At 59.3% G+C, this 17,458-nt stretch carries 12 protein-coding genes; 3 read left to right on the plus strand and 9 right to left on the minus strand.

The genetic code is table 11. The features are described 5' to 3' along the window. Positions 1–17 precede the first annotated feature (17 nt). The 3 genes from QEZ52_RS16270 to QEZ52_RS16280 are packed head-to-tail and all read left to right on the plus strand — an operon-like array spanning position 18 to position 2,852. Positions 18–686 (plus strand): TRAP transporter small permease, encoded by a 669-nt coding sequence (locus QEZ52_RS16270; RefSeq protein ID WP_406645512.1) that lies wholly within the window; start codon positions 18–20, stop codon positions 684–686. Then, positions 686–2,044, plus strand: coding sequence for a TRAP transporter large permease (locus tag QEZ52_RS16275; protein WP_406650533.1), 1,359 nt, complete (start codon positions 686–688; stop codon positions 2,042–2,044). The genes QEZ52_RS16270 and QEZ52_RS16275 overlap by 1 nt, the downstream gene beginning before the upstream one ends. Before the next feature lie 10 nt (positions 2,045–2,054). Beyond that, a complete protein-coding gene (locus QEZ52_RS16280) occupies positions 2,055–2,852 on the plus strand; it encodes an IclR family transcriptional regulator (RefSeq protein WP_343211951.1) in 798 nt (265 codons plus the stop codon). 62 nt (positions 2,853–2,914) lie between these two features. Here the strand turns inward: QEZ52_RS16280 and QEZ52_RS16285 are convergent, their stop codons facing one another. From QEZ52_RS16285 to QEZ52_RS16325, 9 genes are all read right to left on the minus strand, one after another. Then, positions 2,915–5,962 carry an efflux RND transporter permease subunit gene (locus QEZ52_RS16285; RefSeq protein WP_406645513.1) on the minus strand — a complete coding sequence of 1,016 codons (3,048 nt, stop codon included), beginning with the start codon at positions 5,960–5,962 and terminating at the stop codon, positions 2,915–2,917. Between the two features lie 10 nt (positions 5,963–5,972). Continuing rightward, positions 5,973–7,016 (minus strand): efflux RND transporter periplasmic adaptor subunit, encoded by a 1,044-nt coding sequence (locus QEZ52_RS16290; protein ID WP_406645514.1) that lies wholly within the window; start codon positions 7,014–7,016, stop codon positions 5,973–5,975. Next, a complete protein-coding gene (locus QEZ52_RS16295; RefSeq protein WP_406645515.1) occupies positions 7,007–7,489 on the minus strand; it encodes a MarR family winged helix-turn-helix transcriptional regulator in 483 nt (160 codons plus the stop codon). The genes QEZ52_RS16290 and QEZ52_RS16295 overlap by 10 nt, the downstream gene beginning before the upstream one ends. A 169-nt stretch (positions 7,490–7,658) precedes the next feature. Then, positions 7,659–8,084: a universal stress protein gene (locus tag QEZ52_RS16300; protein WP_406645516.1), complete on the minus strand. Its 426-nt coding sequence runs from the start codon at positions 8,082–8,084 to the stop codon at positions 7,659–7,661. An 11-nt stretch (positions 8,085–8,095) separates the two neighbouring features. Next, positions 8,096–10,729: a TRAP transporter permease gene (locus tag QEZ52_RS16305; RefSeq protein WP_406645517.1), complete on the minus strand. Its 2,634-nt coding sequence runs from the start codon at positions 10,727–10,729 to the stop codon at positions 8,096–8,098. Positions 10,730–10,811: 82 nt separating this feature from the next. After that, positions 10,812–11,774 carry a TAXI family TRAP transporter solute-binding subunit gene (locus QEZ52_RS16310; protein ID WP_406645518.1) on the minus strand — a complete coding sequence of 321 codons (963 nt, stop codon included), beginning with the start codon at positions 11,772–11,774 and terminating at the stop codon, positions 10,812–10,814. Between the two features lie 600 nt (positions 11,775–12,374). Further along, on the minus strand, positions 12,375–13,742 hold the full coding sequence (locus tag QEZ52_RS16315; protein WP_406645519.1) for an aminotransferase: 1,368 nt from the start codon (positions 13,740–13,742) through the stop codon (positions 12,375–12,377). Between the two features lie 12 nt (positions 13,743–13,754). Then, positions 13,755–15,341, minus strand: a complete 1,587-nt coding sequence (locus QEZ52_RS16320; RefSeq protein WP_406645520.1) for a trimethylamine methyltransferase family protein — start codon at positions 15,339–15,341, stop codon at positions 13,755–13,757. After that, positions 15,341–17,407: an NAD(P)-binding protein gene (locus QEZ52_RS16325; protein WP_406645521.1), complete on the minus strand. Its 2,067-nt coding sequence runs from the start codon at positions 17,405–17,407 to the stop codon at positions 15,341–15,343. Before QEZ52_RS16325 ends, QEZ52_RS16320 begins: the two co-directional genes overlap by 1 nt. Positions 17,408–17,458 lie beyond the last annotated feature (51 nt).

Raw genomic sequence — 17,458 nt, forward strand, 5'->3', positions numbered from 1 at the left:
AGGAGGGGGAGGATCCAATGGCACTCTGGTCCGAGATCAGCGACATTTTCAGCGCCTTTGCGTCCCAGGACAGCTGGGAAATCCGCAACGCACTCAAATCTAACGGAGCCTGGGTGTTCGGTGCCGTAGCGACCGCTCTGGGCGGGCTGGCCGTCATGTGGATCTATAGGTTGGTGCCCTGGCTGGACCGACATCTGGAACGCACCATCATGGTCTATAGCTATCTGGCGATTGCGTTCATCATCTTTTGGGGTGTGATCGACCGGTTCATATTTTCCAATCAACAACCATGGTCCACAACCATTCCACCCTTGCTGTTCATGATCATGGCATGGTTTGGCGCAGCGTTTAACGTGCGGTTGCGCACGCATCTCAGCTTTGCCGAATTTCGAACCATTATGCCGCGCGGTGGACAGATGGCCTGTTTGACGCTGGACGCGGTGCTGTGGTTCATCTTTTCGGTCATCGTGCTGGTCACGACGGCCCGTATGACGGCATTGTCGGCCTCAAACTTTCAGATCGTTCTGGGCACTGACAACGTGATGCAGTGGTGGTTCCTGATCACCGCGCCAATGTCCTTTTTGCTGATGGCCGCGCGGGTATTTGAGAACCTGTTCGAAGACATCGCCAATTTTCGCAGCGGCGACCCGCTGATCAAACAAGCCGTGATCGGGGGAGATGTATGATGACCGATGGAACCTGGGTTACGCTGATCTCTCTCGGGGTCACCATGTTGTTCATGCTGGGGGTGCCGGTGCTGTTGGTCATCGCCTATTGGGTGATCGGCTGTTCGTTTGTGCTGGGACTGACGTTGGACAATATGGGGGCCGAGCTGCTCAATGTGTTCAACAAGGGGTTCGCCCTGTTGGCCATGCCCCTGTTCATCCTGACCGGCGACCTGATCAATCAATCCGGCATCGCCCGACGATTATCCGATTTCGCCTATTCCTGTCTGGGTTGGCTGCGCGGTGGGCTTGCCATGGCTGCGCTGGGAGCGTGTGGGTTGTTTGCCGCCATTTCGGGGTCGAATTCCGCCACGACAGCCACCATCGGCTCGATGTTGCACCCCGAAATGGTCAAGGGCGGATATGACGAACGATTTTCCGCTGCCACGGCCGCAGCGGGTGGCACCGTGGGCATCATCATTCCACCGTCAATCATCTTTATCGTTTACGGGTTCCTGATGAACCTGCCAATTTCGGATCTGTTCGTGGCCGGCATTCTGCCCGGCGCGCTGATGGTGATCGGCATGCAACTGGCCTGCTGGATCATCTGCCGCATCAACGGTTGGGGCTACCTGATCCCGCTCCAGCTGAACCGGGTGCTAAAGACAGCCTTTGGGGCCTGGCTGGGATTCTTTGCAATCGGGCTGGTGCTGTGGGGCATCTATACAGGTAAATTCTCACCTACCGAGGCCGCCGGGGTGACCGTCGGGTTCTGCGTGATCGCGGGGCTGGTCAGCTATCCGCTGAACCGGATGATGGGATCGAACCCGGACAAACCCGTTTCGGACAAAAGCTACGCCGAGATGTTCGTCGTCGAAGGGTTCACCCCGTTTCAGATCCCGTCGATCGTGGTGCGTTCCGCCCAGATCAGCGGTATCCTGGCACCGCTGATTGCGATTTCGGTGGTCATGCAGCAGATCCTGTCACTGCTGGGAGCACAACAGACCATCGGCGATTTCGTCACCTCGATGGGCGGCTATCATGCGGTCTTGTTTACTTCGATGGTGATCGTGTTCTTTTCCGGCATGGTCCTGGAAAGCCTGCCTGTCACCATTATCCTGGCTCCGATCCTGGCCCCGATTGCGGCCTCGGTCGGGATTGATCCGATCCATTTTTCGGTGATCTTCCTGGTTGGTGCGTCGATCGGCTTCATCACGCCGCCCTATGGTCTCAACCTCTATGTCGCATCGGGTGTGACGGGCGTTCCCTACTTCCGTCTGCTGCGCTATACAGTGCCCTACCTTGCAGCCTTGATCGGCGTTTGGGTGCTGGTATCGCTGGTGCCGGAGCTCGCGTTGATCCTGTTGCCCAACAGATGAACGTGATGCGATGCCCGACCCGACCCTGGACAATGCGAGCCCGGAAAAAGAGGCGCAGATTCCCACCAATCTGCGTCTTCTGCTGCTCCTCGAAGAGGTCGCCCGCCTGGGCACCGCCGTCAAACCCGGTCAGCTGATCGGCACCATGGGATTGCCCAAGCCGACCATCCACCGGCTGCTGCAAACCGCCGAGGCCGAAGGGTTCCTGCAACGCGACCTGGACGGGCGGTCCTATGGGCCGGGGCCACGGCTGCGGGCGCTCGCGGTACATACGATGTCCTCCGAACATCTGCGCACCGCACGGCTCGCCATTCTCAAGGCCGTCGCCGAAGAAATCGGCGAAACCTGCAATCTGGCCACGCCCGACCGCGAAGGCATGACCTATCTGGACCGGGTCGAAACCAAATGGCCCCTGCGCATCCAATTGCCCATCGGCACCCAGGTGCCGTTTCATTGTACCGCCAGCGGCAAGATGTACCTGTCCACCCTGCGCCCGGCCACGCTGCGCGGCGTGCTGTCGGCCCGGCCACTGGAACGTCAGACCGGTCGCACCATCACCGACCCCGACGCGCTGATCGACGAACTCGCACGGACCCGCGCCCAAGGTTATTCTACCGACGATGAAGAATTCATGAACGGCATGGCGGCAATCGCGGTGCCGATCCTGGACGGTCAGAACCGATTGCTGGCCACCCTGTCGGCCCACGCCCCCGTCCAGCGCCGCACCCTGGATGACATCAAGGCCTTCCTCAGCCCGCTCAAAACCGCAGCCCACAAAATGGCCAAATTGCACACCGACCCGACGTGATGCACGAAAAATGCCCACCTGTTTCCAGGTGGGCATTGTCGTCTGTCCGGTATGGTGGCGGATCAGGTCGTAGCCGCCGCCAATTCGCGCTTCTCTTCACGGGCAAAGAAGATCAGATAGAACACCGGCGCAGCCACCAGGGTCAGGATCGTGGCAAAGGCCAAACCACCCATGATCGTCACCGCCATCGAGACAAAGAACGCATCCCCCAGCAGCGGCACCATGCCCAACACAGTGGTCACCGCGGCCAGCATGACGGGGCGCAGACGTGACACGGATGCCTCGACAATCGCCTCGCGCAGCTGTTTGCCGTCAGCGCGTACCAGGTCGATTTCCTCGACCAACACAATGCCGTTCTTGATCAACATCCCCGACAACGACAACAGCCCCAGCAACGCGGTAAAGGTAAACGGCAGCCCGGTTCCCAACAGGCCGATCACCACCCCGTTCACCGACATCGGCACCAACAGCCAGATAATCACCGGCTGGCGGATCGCATTGAACAACAGCACCGAAATCAGCACCATGATCAGCGCCGACAGCGGCAGTTGTTTGCCCAGGCTTTCCTGAGCTTCGGCTGAATCTTCGATCTCGCCTCCCCACGCCATCTTGTAGCCCGGCGGCAACGGCATGGTGTCGATGCTCTCTCGGATCTCGGCCATAACAGAGACCGCTGTCAGATCCGGCGGAATATCGGCGCCAACGGTCAGCGTCGCAACCCGATCACGGCGATGCACCAACGTGTTCTGAACTTCGGTTTCCACACCGTCGATCATCTGTTCCAACGGCACAACAGTCCCCGCCGAGCTGGAAAACACCATCTGATCCATCAGGTTATAGTCGCCGTCGCGTGGGCGTCGAATAATGATCGGGATCAATCGGTCGCGCTCACGGAACACACCCCCGACGATGCCGTCAGTCGAAAACAGCAACGTATCGGCAATGTCCTCGCGGCTGATGCCAGCCGTCTGCGCCCGGTCAGTGGCATAGGTCGGTTTCAACACCAGTTCCTGTTCGCGCCAATTGTTGCGCACATCCAGAACGTTGTCCGATGCGGCAACCAGCCGGTTGGCGGCTTCTTCTCCCAGTTGGCGCAGCACCTGCGGGTCCGGGCCGGAAAACCGCACCTGGATCGGATCGCCGCCTCCGGGGCCAAATACCAGGCGTTTGGTGCGGAATTCACCCTCGGGGAACCGTTCCTTGCCAAAGCGTTCCAGATCGGCCTGCAGCGCGGGAATGTCATCAATGGTTTCGGTGCGAATGATCAGATGGCCATAGCTGGGATTCGGCTTTTCCGCCGAATAGGTCAGCATAAAGCGGCTGGCCCCCTGCCCGACAAAGCTGGTCACGGACACCACGTCATCGCGGTCTGCCAGCCACGTCTCATACACACTCAGATGGGACGAGGTGGTGGCGATGGCGGTACCTTGTGGCAGCTTGTAGTGGACAAAGAACAATGGCGTGTTCGAGTTGGGAAAGAACTGTTGTTTCATCAGGCCAAAACCCGCGAAGCAGACAACCGTAACCGCCACCAGACCAATCACCACCAGCCAGCGCAGCTTCAGTGCCAGCCTCAGCATGGAACCATAAACGCGGAACAACAAACCGTCATAGCTGCCCGCATCCCCGCTTTTGCCCTGTTTAAAGAAGTAATGCCCCAACAATGGCGTTGCGGTCAGCGCCAGCACCCAACTGAGCAACAGCGAAATACCGATCACTGCAAACAACGAGAACAGGAATTCCCCGGTCGCATCCGGGCTGAGCCCGATCCCGGCAAAGGCCATGATCCCGATCACAGTGGCCCCAAGCAGCGGGATTTGGGTTTTCGAGGCGGCTTCGTCCGCGGCATCGCGCGAAGATTTTCCCCGCAGCATCGAAATCTGCATACCCTCGGCAACCACGATGGCGTTGTCCACCAACATCCCCATGGCAATGATCAGCGCGCCCAGCGAAATCCGTTCCATTTCGATGGAGAACAGGTTCATGAACATCAGCGTGCCGACCACGGTCAGCAACAGCGTTGCCCCCACCACGATGGAGGCCCGCCACCCCATGAAGATGGCGAGCACAGCAACCACGATGGCCACAGACATGGCCAGATTCACCAAAAAGTCGTTCGACGCCTGTTCCACCACCACATGCTGTTGGTAAATCGGTTCCAGTTCGACGCCATACGGGATCTGCGGCCCCAGTTCGGCCAGCTTGGCGTCAACGCGTTTGCCCACATTGACGATGTTTTCCGTCGCCAGGCCGGCAATCCCAAGGGTAAAGGCCTCGGTACCGTTGAACCGTACGATCAACGCGGGATCTTCCTTGCGGGCGCGATACACATCCGCCATGTCGATCACATTGATGACCTCGCCCTGGGCACCGACCGACAGACCGGCGATCTCGGACACGCTGTCAGAACCATCCGGAACCTGCAGGATCGTCTTGGCCGGACCGGCATCCAGCGCCCCGGCAGAACGTACCGAATTCGAAGTGGCAATGGCGTTGCCAATCGCGGACATCGGTACATTCTGATTGATCGAAATCGCCAGATCCGGCTCGACGAAAATCGCCTCTTCGGGCAGGCCAGAGACTTCGACATCGGCCACACCATCCACGGTCAGCAATTCGCGCCGCAAAAAAGTTGCCAGTTCGTGTTTTTCGGCGTCGGTATAACCATCGGACGTGACCGCGTAAAACAGGCCGAACACGTCACCAAAGCTGTCATTGACATAGGGCTGCCCGACACCATCCGGCAATCCGCGCGCAGCGTCACGGATACGGGCGCGCAGTTTGGTCCAGATTTCAGGTAGTTCGGTACCGTCATAGGTCGATTTCACCTCGACCTCGATCAGCGAACTGCCGGGGCGGTTGATCGAGGTGATCAGCTTGACCTCGCCCATTTTCTGGATCGCTGATTCCAGCGGTTCGGACACCTCCAATGCCACCTGTTCAGCGGTGGCTCCGGGGTATTGGGTCGCAATGACCACCTGTTTGATGGTAAAGGCCGGATCTTCGAGCCGCCCCAGCGACAAAAACCCCCATATGCCGCCAAACAGGGCGATCAGCATGATCAGCCATGTGATCAACGGCCGTTCAATGGATGCGCGTGCAATGTCCATGATCGCAGCCTCAGTTCGCAAAACCGGTAAAGCGGCGCACCGCTTGACCGTCTTTTAAGGCGTTGCCCCCCACCAGGACGATTTCCTGCCCGCCGGTCAAACCGCTCAGCACCTGAAAGGCACCCTTTTGGGTCGGCTGTATTTCGACAGACGTCCAGGTCACAGTGCCTTCGTCTGCGCCCATGGGGTCAAAGACCATCACGCCGATGTCACCGCTGGGCTTGGTGACCAAAGCGGTGGGTGGCAATGTGATTGCAGTTTGGTCGGTGTTGACCCGAACTGAAACGGTCGTCGACGACCCCGGATAGATCTCGAACCCGTCGGGCGGGGTCAGGGCGAATGTCACACGAAAGGTCTGACCGACATTGCTGGCTTCGGCGTCGAATTCCAGAATGCGCAACGGAAATTCTTCGTCCCGGCCCGGAAAGGTCGCGGCAATGTCGAACCCGCTGTCACCATCGGTACGCTGGAACAGGATTTCGGGTACGTCGACTTCGATGTGCAGTTCGGACATGTCGTGCAGACGCACAATGGGCGTGCCAGCCGATACCGTTGAATAGATCGCCACTTCGCGGCTCGAAACCAACCCGTCGAATGGCGCGTTCAGGGACGCATGTTTCAGGTCGTATTCGGCATTGCGCAGGGCAATGGCTGCCAGCGCGGCCTGGGTTTCGGCGTCATCTATCGAAACCTGGCTGACCGTGCCCTTGAGCCGGGTCAACCGTTCGACTGTGCGTTCGGCCTGTTCCAATTGCAGCCGGGCCTGGTCCAACTGCAACTGGAACTGCTCCAGATCCAGTTCGGCGATCAAATTGCCCCGGTTGACGATGAATCCTTCGGTCACCGGGAACAGGACCACCTGCCCCCCGACCTGAAAAGCCAGATCAACCGTATCCTTGGCCGCGACCTGACCGTAAAACTGGCGTTCCACCGCCATGCCGCCTTCTTGGGTGGTCATCAATTTGACCGGTTTCAACACCTCCTGCGCAAGGGCCGGATGGGCGGTGGTAATCAGGGGGATCATAAGCGCCAGAAAGGCAGTTCTCATTCGCATTTTGCGAGTCCTTCGGGAAAGCTGTTGCGCATAACATTGTCATGGATCTTGTCTGCCAGTTCGGCAAAGATCCGGGTTTCTTCCGGCGAAAGACCGGCGGTGGCGCGGAAGAGTTCCCCGGCCGTCTGTTCCATTTGGCGGCGGCGCTCCCATCCGGCTTCGGTCAGCTGCAACAGCCAGGCGCGCCGGTCTGCGGGATCGCGTTTGCGTTCGATGTATCCCAGGTTCTCCAGGCTATCGGCTGCGGCAGTGATCGCGGACGGCACCGTCAACATCAGCCGTGCCATCACCCCCATCCGGCGCGGTTCATCCAACCGGATGATCATGTGGCATTCCTGATCTGCCAGCGCCGGTTCGACATTGATGCTCTCGATGCCTTCATCGAGCTTCCAGTAAAGCGCGAACACCCCCATCATCGCCCGGATTTCAGGCGTCAGGGTTTTCAGCTCGTCATCGGATTCATCCAGGGCCATGCCAACGCTCCGCATAGGGTTGCGAGCTGATATACTTCTGAATTTGAACTATTCAATAGGCAAAGCAATGGTTTTTTGTGCACCCAGCGCGCACAATTGGGCAGCTGCGCACAGGCACAGCCGCGATCACAACCGCGATTTGGCTGACACAGTGTCGCCGCCCTATTGATTATCGGATCACAAAAACCGATTGCGTCGCGTGTCGGGCAATACGTGCGGCATTGGGGCCTATCAGATAGTCCTGCAATTGCGATTTATGGGCACCAACGACAATCGCATCGGCCCCGATGATTTCGGCTTCCTGGAGGACACGGTCGTAGATGGTGCCCTGATCCACCAGGAAATGCACCTCGGGCAGGTCGGCGAACCGGTCCTTGCCCCATGTCTCCAACGCGGTGCGCGCCTCGGTCAGGATTTTCTTGGAGTGTCCGGGCCCAAAGAACGACCCGACAATGGCCATGCCATAATCGGGTACCACGTTCATGACGTGTAGCGCGCTGCCGTCGGCTTGCGCCATCTGCATGGCCACTTCGGCGGGGCGTTCGGCCCCTTTGAAATCGTTGACGTCAACCGTCAGCAGGATTGTCTTGAACATCTTGTCCTCCCTCAAAAGGCGGGTTGCGTGGCGCGCGGACGCTGGATCAACACCAGCCCCGCAAGCAGCAACAGCGCCGGGATAAAGAACAGCTCCTTGGGCAAGCGATCATTTTCAACCTGCACCTGGGCAATGACCACCGGGCTGTCGCCGTAGAAATCATATTCGTTGCCCAAAGCTTCGAAATGCGGCGTGCCGGGGAAGGGTTCGTCCAAAAGCAGGGTGTCACCCTCTTCGATCACGCTGAGCCCCTGGTCCGACAATGCCGTCACTGCATCCCCCGCCACGGCGGGGATTACCACGGTGGTCGGACGGATCTTGCCCGTGTCAAAATCGGGTCCTTCGATCAACAGCCGAATGTTATTGCCGCTGGCCTGATCCGTCATCAGGCTCAAGGCCGCAGGCCCCGAAGATGAAGCGTATTTGTCCGACACCTGATCCAGGAAGAAATCCGGCCGAAACAGCATGAAGGCAATGACCAACAGCAGCGCGCTTTCCCATTTGCGGGATTTGGCGATGAAATACCCCTGGGTCGCAGCCGCGAACAACAGCATGGCAATCAGCGCAATGACAAACACCAGCACCGCCTTGAGCGGCCCCACGTCGATCAGCAAAAGGTCGGTGTTGAAGATGAACAGGAACGGCAACAGCGCCGTGCGGATGTCATAGCCAAAGCCCTGAATGCCGGTTTTGATCGGATCGCCGCGCGAAATTGCCGCCGCCGCATAGGCCGCAAGCCCCACAGGGGGCGTGTCATCCGCCAGAATGCCGAAATAGAACACGAACATATGCACCGCGATCAGCGGCACCACCAGGCCCGATTGCGCCCCGACCGTCACGATCACCGGCGCCATGAGCGAACTTACAACGATATAGTTCGCCGTGGTCGGCAGCCCCATGCCCAGCACCAGGCTCAGCACCGCCACCAGGAACAGCAGGATCATCAGGTTGCCACCCGAAATCACCTCGATCACCTGACCGATCACCTGATGGGCCCCGGTCAGGCTGATGGTTCCGACGATGATACCCGCAGCCCCGGTGGCAACGCCGATACCGATCATGTTGCGCGCGCCCATGATCAGACCCTGAACAAAGTCGCCCCAACCGGCGCGGCCCTCGCCACCGATATCGCCACCGCGAAAGAACGCCTTGAGCGGGCGATGGGTCAGCGCAATGATGATCATGAAAATGGTAGCCCAAAACGCCGACAGCGCCGGCGACAGCCGGTCCAGGCTTTCGGTGCGCACCATCAGATTCCATACCAGAATGAAAATCGGCAGCGCGTAATAGGCCCCACCAATCAGCGTCGGCGTCAGGCGTGGCGCATGGGGGACGGGCGCGTTGGGATCATCCACCGCAATATCCGGGTACCGCGCGGCCACGGCCACCAGAAACACATAGAGCACCGCAACAATGGCCACGGCGGCATAGACCGTTTCGCCCATCATCGGCTCCAGCAGCATCCGCACGCCAACCATCAGAAACGTCGCCACACCCAGAAAGATGAAGCCGGAAAGGAACAGGATCAGGATCATCAGAACGCCGATCTTGCGGCCATCCTTCTTCAACCCTTCCAGACCCATTTTCAGGCTTTCCAGATGCACGATATAGAGCAGCGCAATATAGGAGATCACCGCCGGGAGAAACGCGTGTTTGACCACGTCGATGTAGGGAATATTGACGTATTCCACCATCAGGAAGGCCGCGGCCCCCATCACTGGTGGCGTCAGCTGACCATTGGTCGAACTGGCGACTTCGACCGCGCCGGCCTTTTCCGCCGGAAAGCCAATGCGCTTCATCAGCGGGATGGTAAAAGTGCCGGTGGTCACCGTGTTGGCAATCGAGCTGCCCGAAATCATCCCGGTCATCATCGAAGACAGGACAGACGCCTTGGCCGGGCCACCGCGCAGCGCGCCCAGCAGCGCAATCGCCACCTTGATGAACCAATTGCCCCCGCCCGCACGGTCCAGCAATGCACCAAAGAGAACGAACAGGAAAATCATCGTCGTGGACACGCCCAAGGCAACGCCGAACACGCCTTCGGTCTGCATCCAATAGTGCCCCAATGCCTTAGTCAAAGAGGAACCGCCGTAGTTGGTGATATTGCGGATCCATTCGCTTTCACCGCCAAAGAAGGCCAGCAGCAAGAACGCCGAGGCAATACAGACCAACGGCAGCCCAAGCGAACGGTAGACACAAATCAGCAGCACGATCAGACCGATCGCGCTCATCACGACATCAGATGTGCTCCACAACCCTGGCCGGTCTGCAATCTGGTAGCGAAAGAAAATCAGGTAGAGACAGGCGCTGACCCCGAGGATCAGCAAAGCCCAGTCATACAGCGGAATCCGGTCCTTGGGTGAATTCTTGAACAGGGGAAAGGCCATTGTCGCCAACGTGATGGCAAAGGCCAGGTGCACGAACCGTGCCTGCGCCACGATATTGGCAAAGTCGGAAAATCCGGTGGCCAGCGCCAGAACCCCCGGCAGTTTGGAGGCGATATACAGCTGAAACAGAGACCACAGGATACAGATCGCAATGATCGCCCGCCCCTGAATGCCGGATGGATTGCGTGCACCGGTGTCCGCTTCGGCCACCATGGCGTCGGCTGTGGCGGTGCCATCTGTCTGATGATCTTGTGCCATATCACTCCCCTATGTTCTTTTTGGATGCGCCCCTCGTTTGGTGGGGGCGCATCGCATCATTCAAACACCCGTTGGGAAAAGGTTACTTCAGACCCAATTCCATATAGGCTTTTTCGGCCCCGGGATGCAGCGGTGCGCTCAGGCCGTCGCTGACCATTTCTTCGGCTTTCAGATTGGCGAACGCCGGGTGCAGCTTGCGGAAGTCTTCGATGTTTTCCATCACCGATTTGGCAACCACATAGACAACGTCATCCGACACAGCGGCCGACGTCACGAATGTTGCGCCCACACCAAAGGTGGTGGTGTCGCCATCGGTGCCCTTGTACATGCCGCCGGGAATGACCGCCGTGCGGTAGAACGGATTGTCGGCAACCAGCTTGTCGATCTCGGGGCCGCTGACCGACACCAGTGTTGCGTCACAGGTGGTGGTGGCTTCCTTGATCGCGGCGGCGGGGTGACCGATGGTATAAATCATCGCGTCAATATTGCCATCACACAGCTGTTTGGCCATTTCTGACCCTTTGTATTCGGTTGCCAGCGCCAGATCACCCATACCGATGCCAAAGGCGTCCATCACCACTTCCATGGTTGCGCGCTGACCGGATCCGGGATTGCCCACATTGACCCGCTTGCCTTTGAGATCGCCAAAGCCTGCGATGCCGCTGTCGGAGCGCACGATCAGCGTAAAGGGTTCCGGGTGGACCGAGAACACGGCGCGCACATCCGGGAACGGGTTGTCCTTGAATTTGGAAGTGCCGTGATAGGCATGGTACTGCCAATCGGACTGGGCAACGCCAAATTCCAGCTCTCCGGCCTTGATGGTGTTGATATTGTAAACCGACCCGCCGGTGGACTCCACGGCGCAGCGAATGCCATGTTCCTTGCGGCTTTTGTTCACCAGACGGCAGATCGCGCCACCTGTGGGATAATAGACCCCGGTGACACCGCCGGTGCCAATGGAAATGAACTCTTGCGCAGTGGCTGCACCCGAGAATGTCATGGATGCGATCAATGCCGCACCTGCCAATTTAAGTTTCGAAATCATCTGTACTCCCCTTTTCTAGTATAGCGATGATCATATTTCGGTCGGCGTTTCGTGTCCGATCACCCGATCTCTGCGCGGGCCTTGGGTTGGATCCCAAAGTCCCGGAGCACCGGGTGCATACCTGCAAGCATATGCCGCCATATTCTGGACCAGCTGCCTTTCCTTTCGGTTCAGTGCCAAGACCTTGGACGGAGCCAACCATGAAGGCCCACAGGCGTAACGGAGAAAAAAATCAAACTCTCGTCACCAGAGCCGTTTTGCTCAAAACTGCCCCACACCCAAATTCGGCTTGCATCGCTCACCGCGACCGGCACCAAACGTGAGAACCCTCACGATAGCACATCATCCCGGTATGCGGTGACTGACTTGCATCACCTCGTCCACGAATCCTCCGATCGCAGTCAAAGGATTTCACTTGGTGTGCCATGCGTCAACATCAGGCTCCGTAACGTCACCCTGGCGAAATCCGTTTCGGATCAATGTTTTCAACGATCCTGTTCACCAAACAATGCCCGGTGGGCCGAGCGCAAAGACAGACGCCGCCCCCTGAGGGACGGCGTCATTTTCATCACCCGACGGGACAATCTACAATGGTCGGCTCTATTTTGCAGGTGCCTCCATCGCGGCCCGAACACCATCCTGCAGGATATCGAACATCTGGTTGATTTGCGTTTTTGTTATGATGAGGGGGGGAGAAAAGACGCACATGTTTATGATAGGTCGCAGGATCAGGCCGTTTTTCTGGCAATGTGCATCGATAATGGTTCCGAGTTGATAGTCGTTTTCCAGGGATGTTTTGTCACCCATTTTGCATTCGACACATCCCATCAGGCCCATTCCGCGTGTATCGGCGACGATGTCCAGCTCAGACAGCGCGTGCAGTCGTTCCTGGAACAGCGGTGTGACCTCACGCACATGATCCAGGATGCCTTCGGATTCGATGATTTCGATATTCTTCAGCGCGGCCGCGGCGCTGACCGGATGGCCCGAATAGGTAAACCCGTTCGAAAATGTCGCCCCCTGCGCGGCGGCACCGGATACCTCGTCAATCAGCCGATCCGAGATAATGCAGCCCCCCATTGGCACATAGCCTGATGTCATGCCCTTGGCGCAGGTGATGATGTCGGGGGTGATGCCGAACACCTCCTCGGAGGCGAACCAATGTCCCAAACGGCCAAAGCCGGTGACGACCTCGTCGGAGATGTACAAAACATCGTGGCGGCGACAGATTTCGAGGCAGCGTTTGTGATAGCCCGGCGGCGGTACGATCACCCCACCAGAGGCCAGAATGGGTTCTGCGATAAAGGCCGCAACCTTCTCTGCGCCCAGGTGCAGGATCGCCTGTTCCAGATCCTGCACCTTCTGGTCCAGAAAATCCTCCATGCTGGTGCCTTCGTCCCGGTGCAGCGGGTTCACATCCGGCAGGAAATGCGCCAGCCCCTCAGCCTTGTCCAGCCACAGCCGGTCACGCTCCTTGCCGCTGACGCTGGCCGCCAGATAGGTAGAGCCATGATAGGCTTTGTGCCTGGAGATCACGATCTTCTTTTCCGGGTGTCCCAACAGGTTATTGCGGAATTGAATGAACCGCAGCGCGCTATCGACCGCCGTGGACCCGCCGGTGGTAAAGAACACATGGTTCAGATCCCCCGGCGTACGGGCGGCAATTTCACGGGCCAAACGCGCAGCGGTCGAATGGGCATTGTTGAACGGCGAAAAATAGGCCATCTGACGGGCCTGATCGGCCATGGCATCGGCCATGTCATCGCGCCCATAGCCAATCTGGACACACCACATGCCCCCCGGCCCGTCGATCAGACGATCGCCTTTTTCGGTGACCACATAGACGCCTTCGCCCCCTTCAACAAAGGTACGCTCGTTGTGACCAATCGCCTCCATCCCCTCCCAGGGGTGGACAAAATTCTCATTGTCCCAGCGGTTCATCGTGGCGTGATCATTGTATTTCAGCATGTCATACCCCCATCAGACGACATTGGCGCGTGGGGCCGGACGGGTCATGGTGTCGGCCTCAAAAACGATGTCGAATTCGCTGCGCACCTGGGCATCTGCGGCCCCAAAATAATTCGGGAAATGGCTGTTCAGGATGGCGTCGGATTTGACCCTGGCCCGCTCCAGCAGGTCGGTCTTGCCTTCGGTTTCCCAGGTGTCCGTGCGTTCGCGGTCCATCAGCTTGGGATAGACATATTCGTTGTTCATATAAGACAACGTATGCGGATTGCCCAGGAAATGCCCCGGATCGATCGCGCAAGTGTGGATGACGTCAACGGCCAGGGTCTCGTCCGACACTTCGATGCCGCGCAGAGTGCGCAGGATCATGCCGCCTGCTTCATCATCAATCACCATGCTCTCGAAACTGCACCCCATAAGGGATCCGATCATGCCGCCAAATTCGCACAGTCGATTGGCCCCGGCATGGGCCGCAAGCGTAAAGGTCAGCGCCTTTTCCAACCCGTATTGCGCATCCGGGATCTTGGCATCGGTCATGCCCGCGCCCACCGACGTGGGCAGGTTATAGAAATTGCCCATCTGAACCGCGGCTGCGCCGATCAGCGCCTGTTCTCCGCCACCGCCGGTGAAGGATCCGCTGCGCAGGTCGGTGATGAAGGGCCAGGCCGCAAAACATACCGGGCACCCCGGATTGATCAGATTCACAATCGCCACACAGGCCAGGGTTTCGGCAACGGCCTGCGCCAACGTCCCGGCCAAAGTCGCGGGGGCTGTAGCCCCGGCCTGCGGCGGGACGGCCAGATCGACGGTCAGCCCCAATTTGGCCGTGTCGATCATCAATTCCAGGTTTTCGCGACCAAAACGCAGCGGCGACACCACAGGGCAACCGCCAAAGATCACCGAAGGTTTCTTTAAAAAGCTCCCTTCGCCACCCGAGGCCAGATCGAACATGCGGATCGCATGGGGCAGATGGCTGCGATCGCGGAAGGTCAGACAGGCGGGTTTCTGACTGCCCGCAAGAATGGAATAGGTGACATTCATGTCATGGGCCAGATCGCCCGTCACATCGGTGGCCAATACCGTGTCACCCAGCATGTGGATGTTTTCCAGCTGATCGACCAGCCGGGTAAAATCATAAACGTCCCGCAGGGTTGATGGGCGATAGGATTTGGTCTCGGCGTCAAAGGTGGTAACCGCCGTGCCCGAGTTCGAGAAATAGACGCTTTGCGCGGTGCAATGCATGTCGTCTTTGCCAGCGCGCTCGCCCCGCGCATGGACATAAAATTCGCGCGCCGCCCCAGCCAGCAGATCCTCCATCAAGGCGCGGGGGAAACACAGCCGGTTATGCGCATTCAGCACGGCCCCCTTTGGCAGCACCAGATCCAGCAGCTCGGGCGTGTGATCGGACAGGCCGGTTCGGTCCAGAATGGTCAGCGCCGCATTGTGGATGCGCTCCATGTCGGCATCCGACAAGGGCTTGTAGCGCCCCCCGCTCAACCCGGCGCGCACCGCTTCGTTGCCGGTGGTTTCGGACTGGGTCACAAGGCGGGCCTGACGCCCTCCGCTGCGGCGGCTGGGGCGTCTTGCGGACATGTTGGGCATTAGATTTCCCCTTCTTCAAGGTCGATGATTTCACGGCGGAACCAGTCGCGGTCCACCTCTGTGTCTGAGCGTTCAAAATTCCTGGCAGCCATATGTCCGCTGTATGTCGCGTCTGCGATGAGCGCCGGGGCGGCGGCGTCCCCGATGAGCTGGAGAGTTTTGAGCCCCTTGGTTTGCAAACCGGTGTAAAGCGCCGTTTCGCGGGTGCGTTCGGTGACCAGCACCGCAGACCCGCAGGGAAACTGGGTGGGACGGCTGGTAAAACTGCAGACACTCTGCACCGTGGCCGCGTCCACCCCGGCCAGGATCTGATTACAGCGGATGTCCACCCCCAGCTCGATCAGGCGGGTCTGGATGCGGTGCTGTTCCAGGGTCAGCCCGGTAAAGGACGACACCAGCGGTTCGGGGGTGACAAAGGTCACCGCATGCCCGGCCACGGCCAGCTGTTCGGCGATCACCCCGGCGATATAGGCGTGATCATCATCATAAATCACCACCGGCCCATCGGGCGGCCGGATCCCGGCCATGATGTCATCCGGGGTCAGGATCACCGCGTCCGGTGCAATCGTGGGACGCGCGCGCAGCGTGTTGCGCCCGACACCATCGGCGCGCCACTGGGCCCCGGTGGCGACAAAGACATTGGGAATACCCAACTCCAGCACCTGGGCGGCATCAAGGCGGCTGTCCGTATAGATCTGCACATTGGCGCGTTGGCGCAGGTCGTGCAGACGGTAATCGGCCACCCGGATCCAGGCCCCCAGGCCAGGCAGCCGGCTTTCGCACAGCACCCGCCCGCCCAGCTCGGCGCGCGCTTCGGCCAGGGTCACCTGATAGCCGCGCCGGGCCAGTTGCATGGCACATTCCAACCCCGCAGGACCGGCCCCGATCACCAGCGCATCCTCCTCCTCGCCCTTGGCAGCGATCTGTTCAGGATGCCAGCCGCGGCGCCATTCCTCGCCCATGGTTGGGTTCTGGGTACAGCGGATCGGAACCCCGGCGCTGTCGGCAGCAACACAGATGTTGCACCCGATGCATTCGCGGATCTCGTCCACTCGACCCTGTTCGATCTTGGTCGGTAGGAAGGGATCGGCAATCGACGGGCGCGCGGCACCGATAAAATCGACAATCCCCTTGCGCACCATCGACGCCATCATGTCAGGTGACGTCAGCCGCCCGACCCCGACCACTGGTTTGGAAGTCACGGATTTCACGAACGAGATATAATCGTTCTGATACCCATCGAGCGGCTGGAACCGTGTGGTGGCGGAATCATTGGCCCAACTCGTCACATTCACGTCCCACAGATCCGGCAGCTCTGCCAGCATCTCGACCACGGCGCGCCCCTCTTCGGCGGCCTGCATGCCATCCGCGCCCAGCATTTCATCGACAGCAAACCGGAATGCCACCGCACAGGTGTCACCCACCGCGTCATGGGTCTCTTCCAACAGCTCGCGGGTCAGACGCAGCCGGTTTTCCAGGGATCCGCCATATTCATCCGAGCGATCGTTCATATGCGGTTTCAAAAAGTGATGCGCCAACGTCATGTCATGCCCAGCATAGACATACACAATGTCAAACCCCGCCTCGCGTGCCCGCAGCGCCGCCGCCCGATGCCAGCGGCGCAGATCGCGAATGTCGGATTTGTCCATGGCACGGGCCTGTTTGGGATAAACCAGCTCCAGCGACATGTCCGAGGGGGCCAACACCGGAGCCCGGCTCAGCAGGTTCTGGGCGTGGCTGCCATTATGGGCCAGCTCAATGGCGGCCAGCGACCCTTTGGCGTGCACGCCTTCGGTCATCAGCCGCAACGCCGGAATGTCGCGGGCATCCCACAGCCGATTTTCCGCATAAGGCGACAGATCCGAGGTCGGGTGGATCTCGGTCTCCTGATTGCAGACCACAGCCCAGCCACCTTCGGCCTTCATCGCCCGCATTGCCGCCTCTGCCCGGGGGCGCAGATGGCCCATGCCATTGCAATGAGGCACCTGAAAGAAACGGTTGCGCGCGGTCACCGGACCGATCTGCACCGGTTCAAAAAGCACAGAATATGGGTTCGCCTCTGACATGAGAACGCCTTTTTGTCGGGTGATTGTCGGGGACCCCATATGGAGCCCCCG

This window comes from Aliisedimentitalea scapharcae (genome assembly GCF_045277565.1).
Lineage (GTDB): Bacteria > Pseudomonadota > Alphaproteobacteria > Rhodobacterales > Rhodobacteraceae > Aliisedimentitalea > Aliisedimentitalea scapharcae.

Excerpts from the sequence above, each read along its gene's own strand:
- QEZ52_RS16275 (WP_406650533.1), top strand. The coding sequence starts at position 686 with ATGACCGATGGAACCTGGGTTACGCTGATCTCTCTCGGGGTCACCATG.
- QEZ52_RS16325 (WP_406645521.1), bottom strand. The coding sequence starts at position 17,407 with ATGTCAGAGGCGAACCCATATTCTGTGCTTTTTGAACCGGTGCAGATC.
- QEZ52_RS16300 (WP_406645516.1), bottom strand. The coding sequence starts at position 8,084 with ATGTTCAAGACAATCCTGCTGACGGTTGACGTCAACGATTTCAAAGGG.
- QEZ52_RS16315 (WP_406645519.1), bottom strand. The coding sequence starts at position 13,742 with ATGCTGAAATACAATGATCACGCCACGATGAACCGCTGGGACAATGAG.
- QEZ52_RS16320 (WP_406645520.1), bottom strand. The coding sequence starts at position 15,341 with ATGCCCAACATGTCCGCAAGACGCCCCAGCCGCCGCAGCGGAGGGCGT.
- QEZ52_RS16290 (WP_406645514.1), bottom strand. The coding sequence starts at position 7,016 with ATGCGAATGAGAACTGCCTTTCTGGCGCTTATGATCCCCCTGATTACC.
- QEZ52_RS16285 (WP_406645513.1), bottom strand. The coding sequence starts at position 5,962 with ATGGACATTGCACGCGCATCCATTGAACGGCCGTTGATCACATGGCTG.
- QEZ52_RS16295 (WP_406645515.1), bottom strand. The coding sequence starts at position 7,489 with ATGGCCCTGGATGAATCCGATGACGAGCTGAAAACCCTGACGCCTGAA.
- QEZ52_RS16310 (WP_406645518.1), bottom strand. The coding sequence starts at position 11,774 with ATGATTTCGAAACTTAAATTGGCAGGTGCGGCATTGATCGCATCCATG.
- QEZ52_RS16270 (WP_406645512.1), top strand. The coding sequence starts at position 18 with ATGGCACTCTGGTCCGAGATCAGCGACATTTTCAGCGCCTTTGCGTCC.
- QEZ52_RS16280 (WP_343211951.1), top strand. The coding sequence starts at position 2,055 with ATGCCCGACCCGACCCTGGACAATGCGAGCCCGGAAAAAGAGGCGCAG.
- QEZ52_RS16305 (WP_406645517.1), bottom strand. The coding sequence starts at position 10,729 with ATGGCACAAGATCATCAGACAGATGGCACCGCCACAGCCGACGCCATG.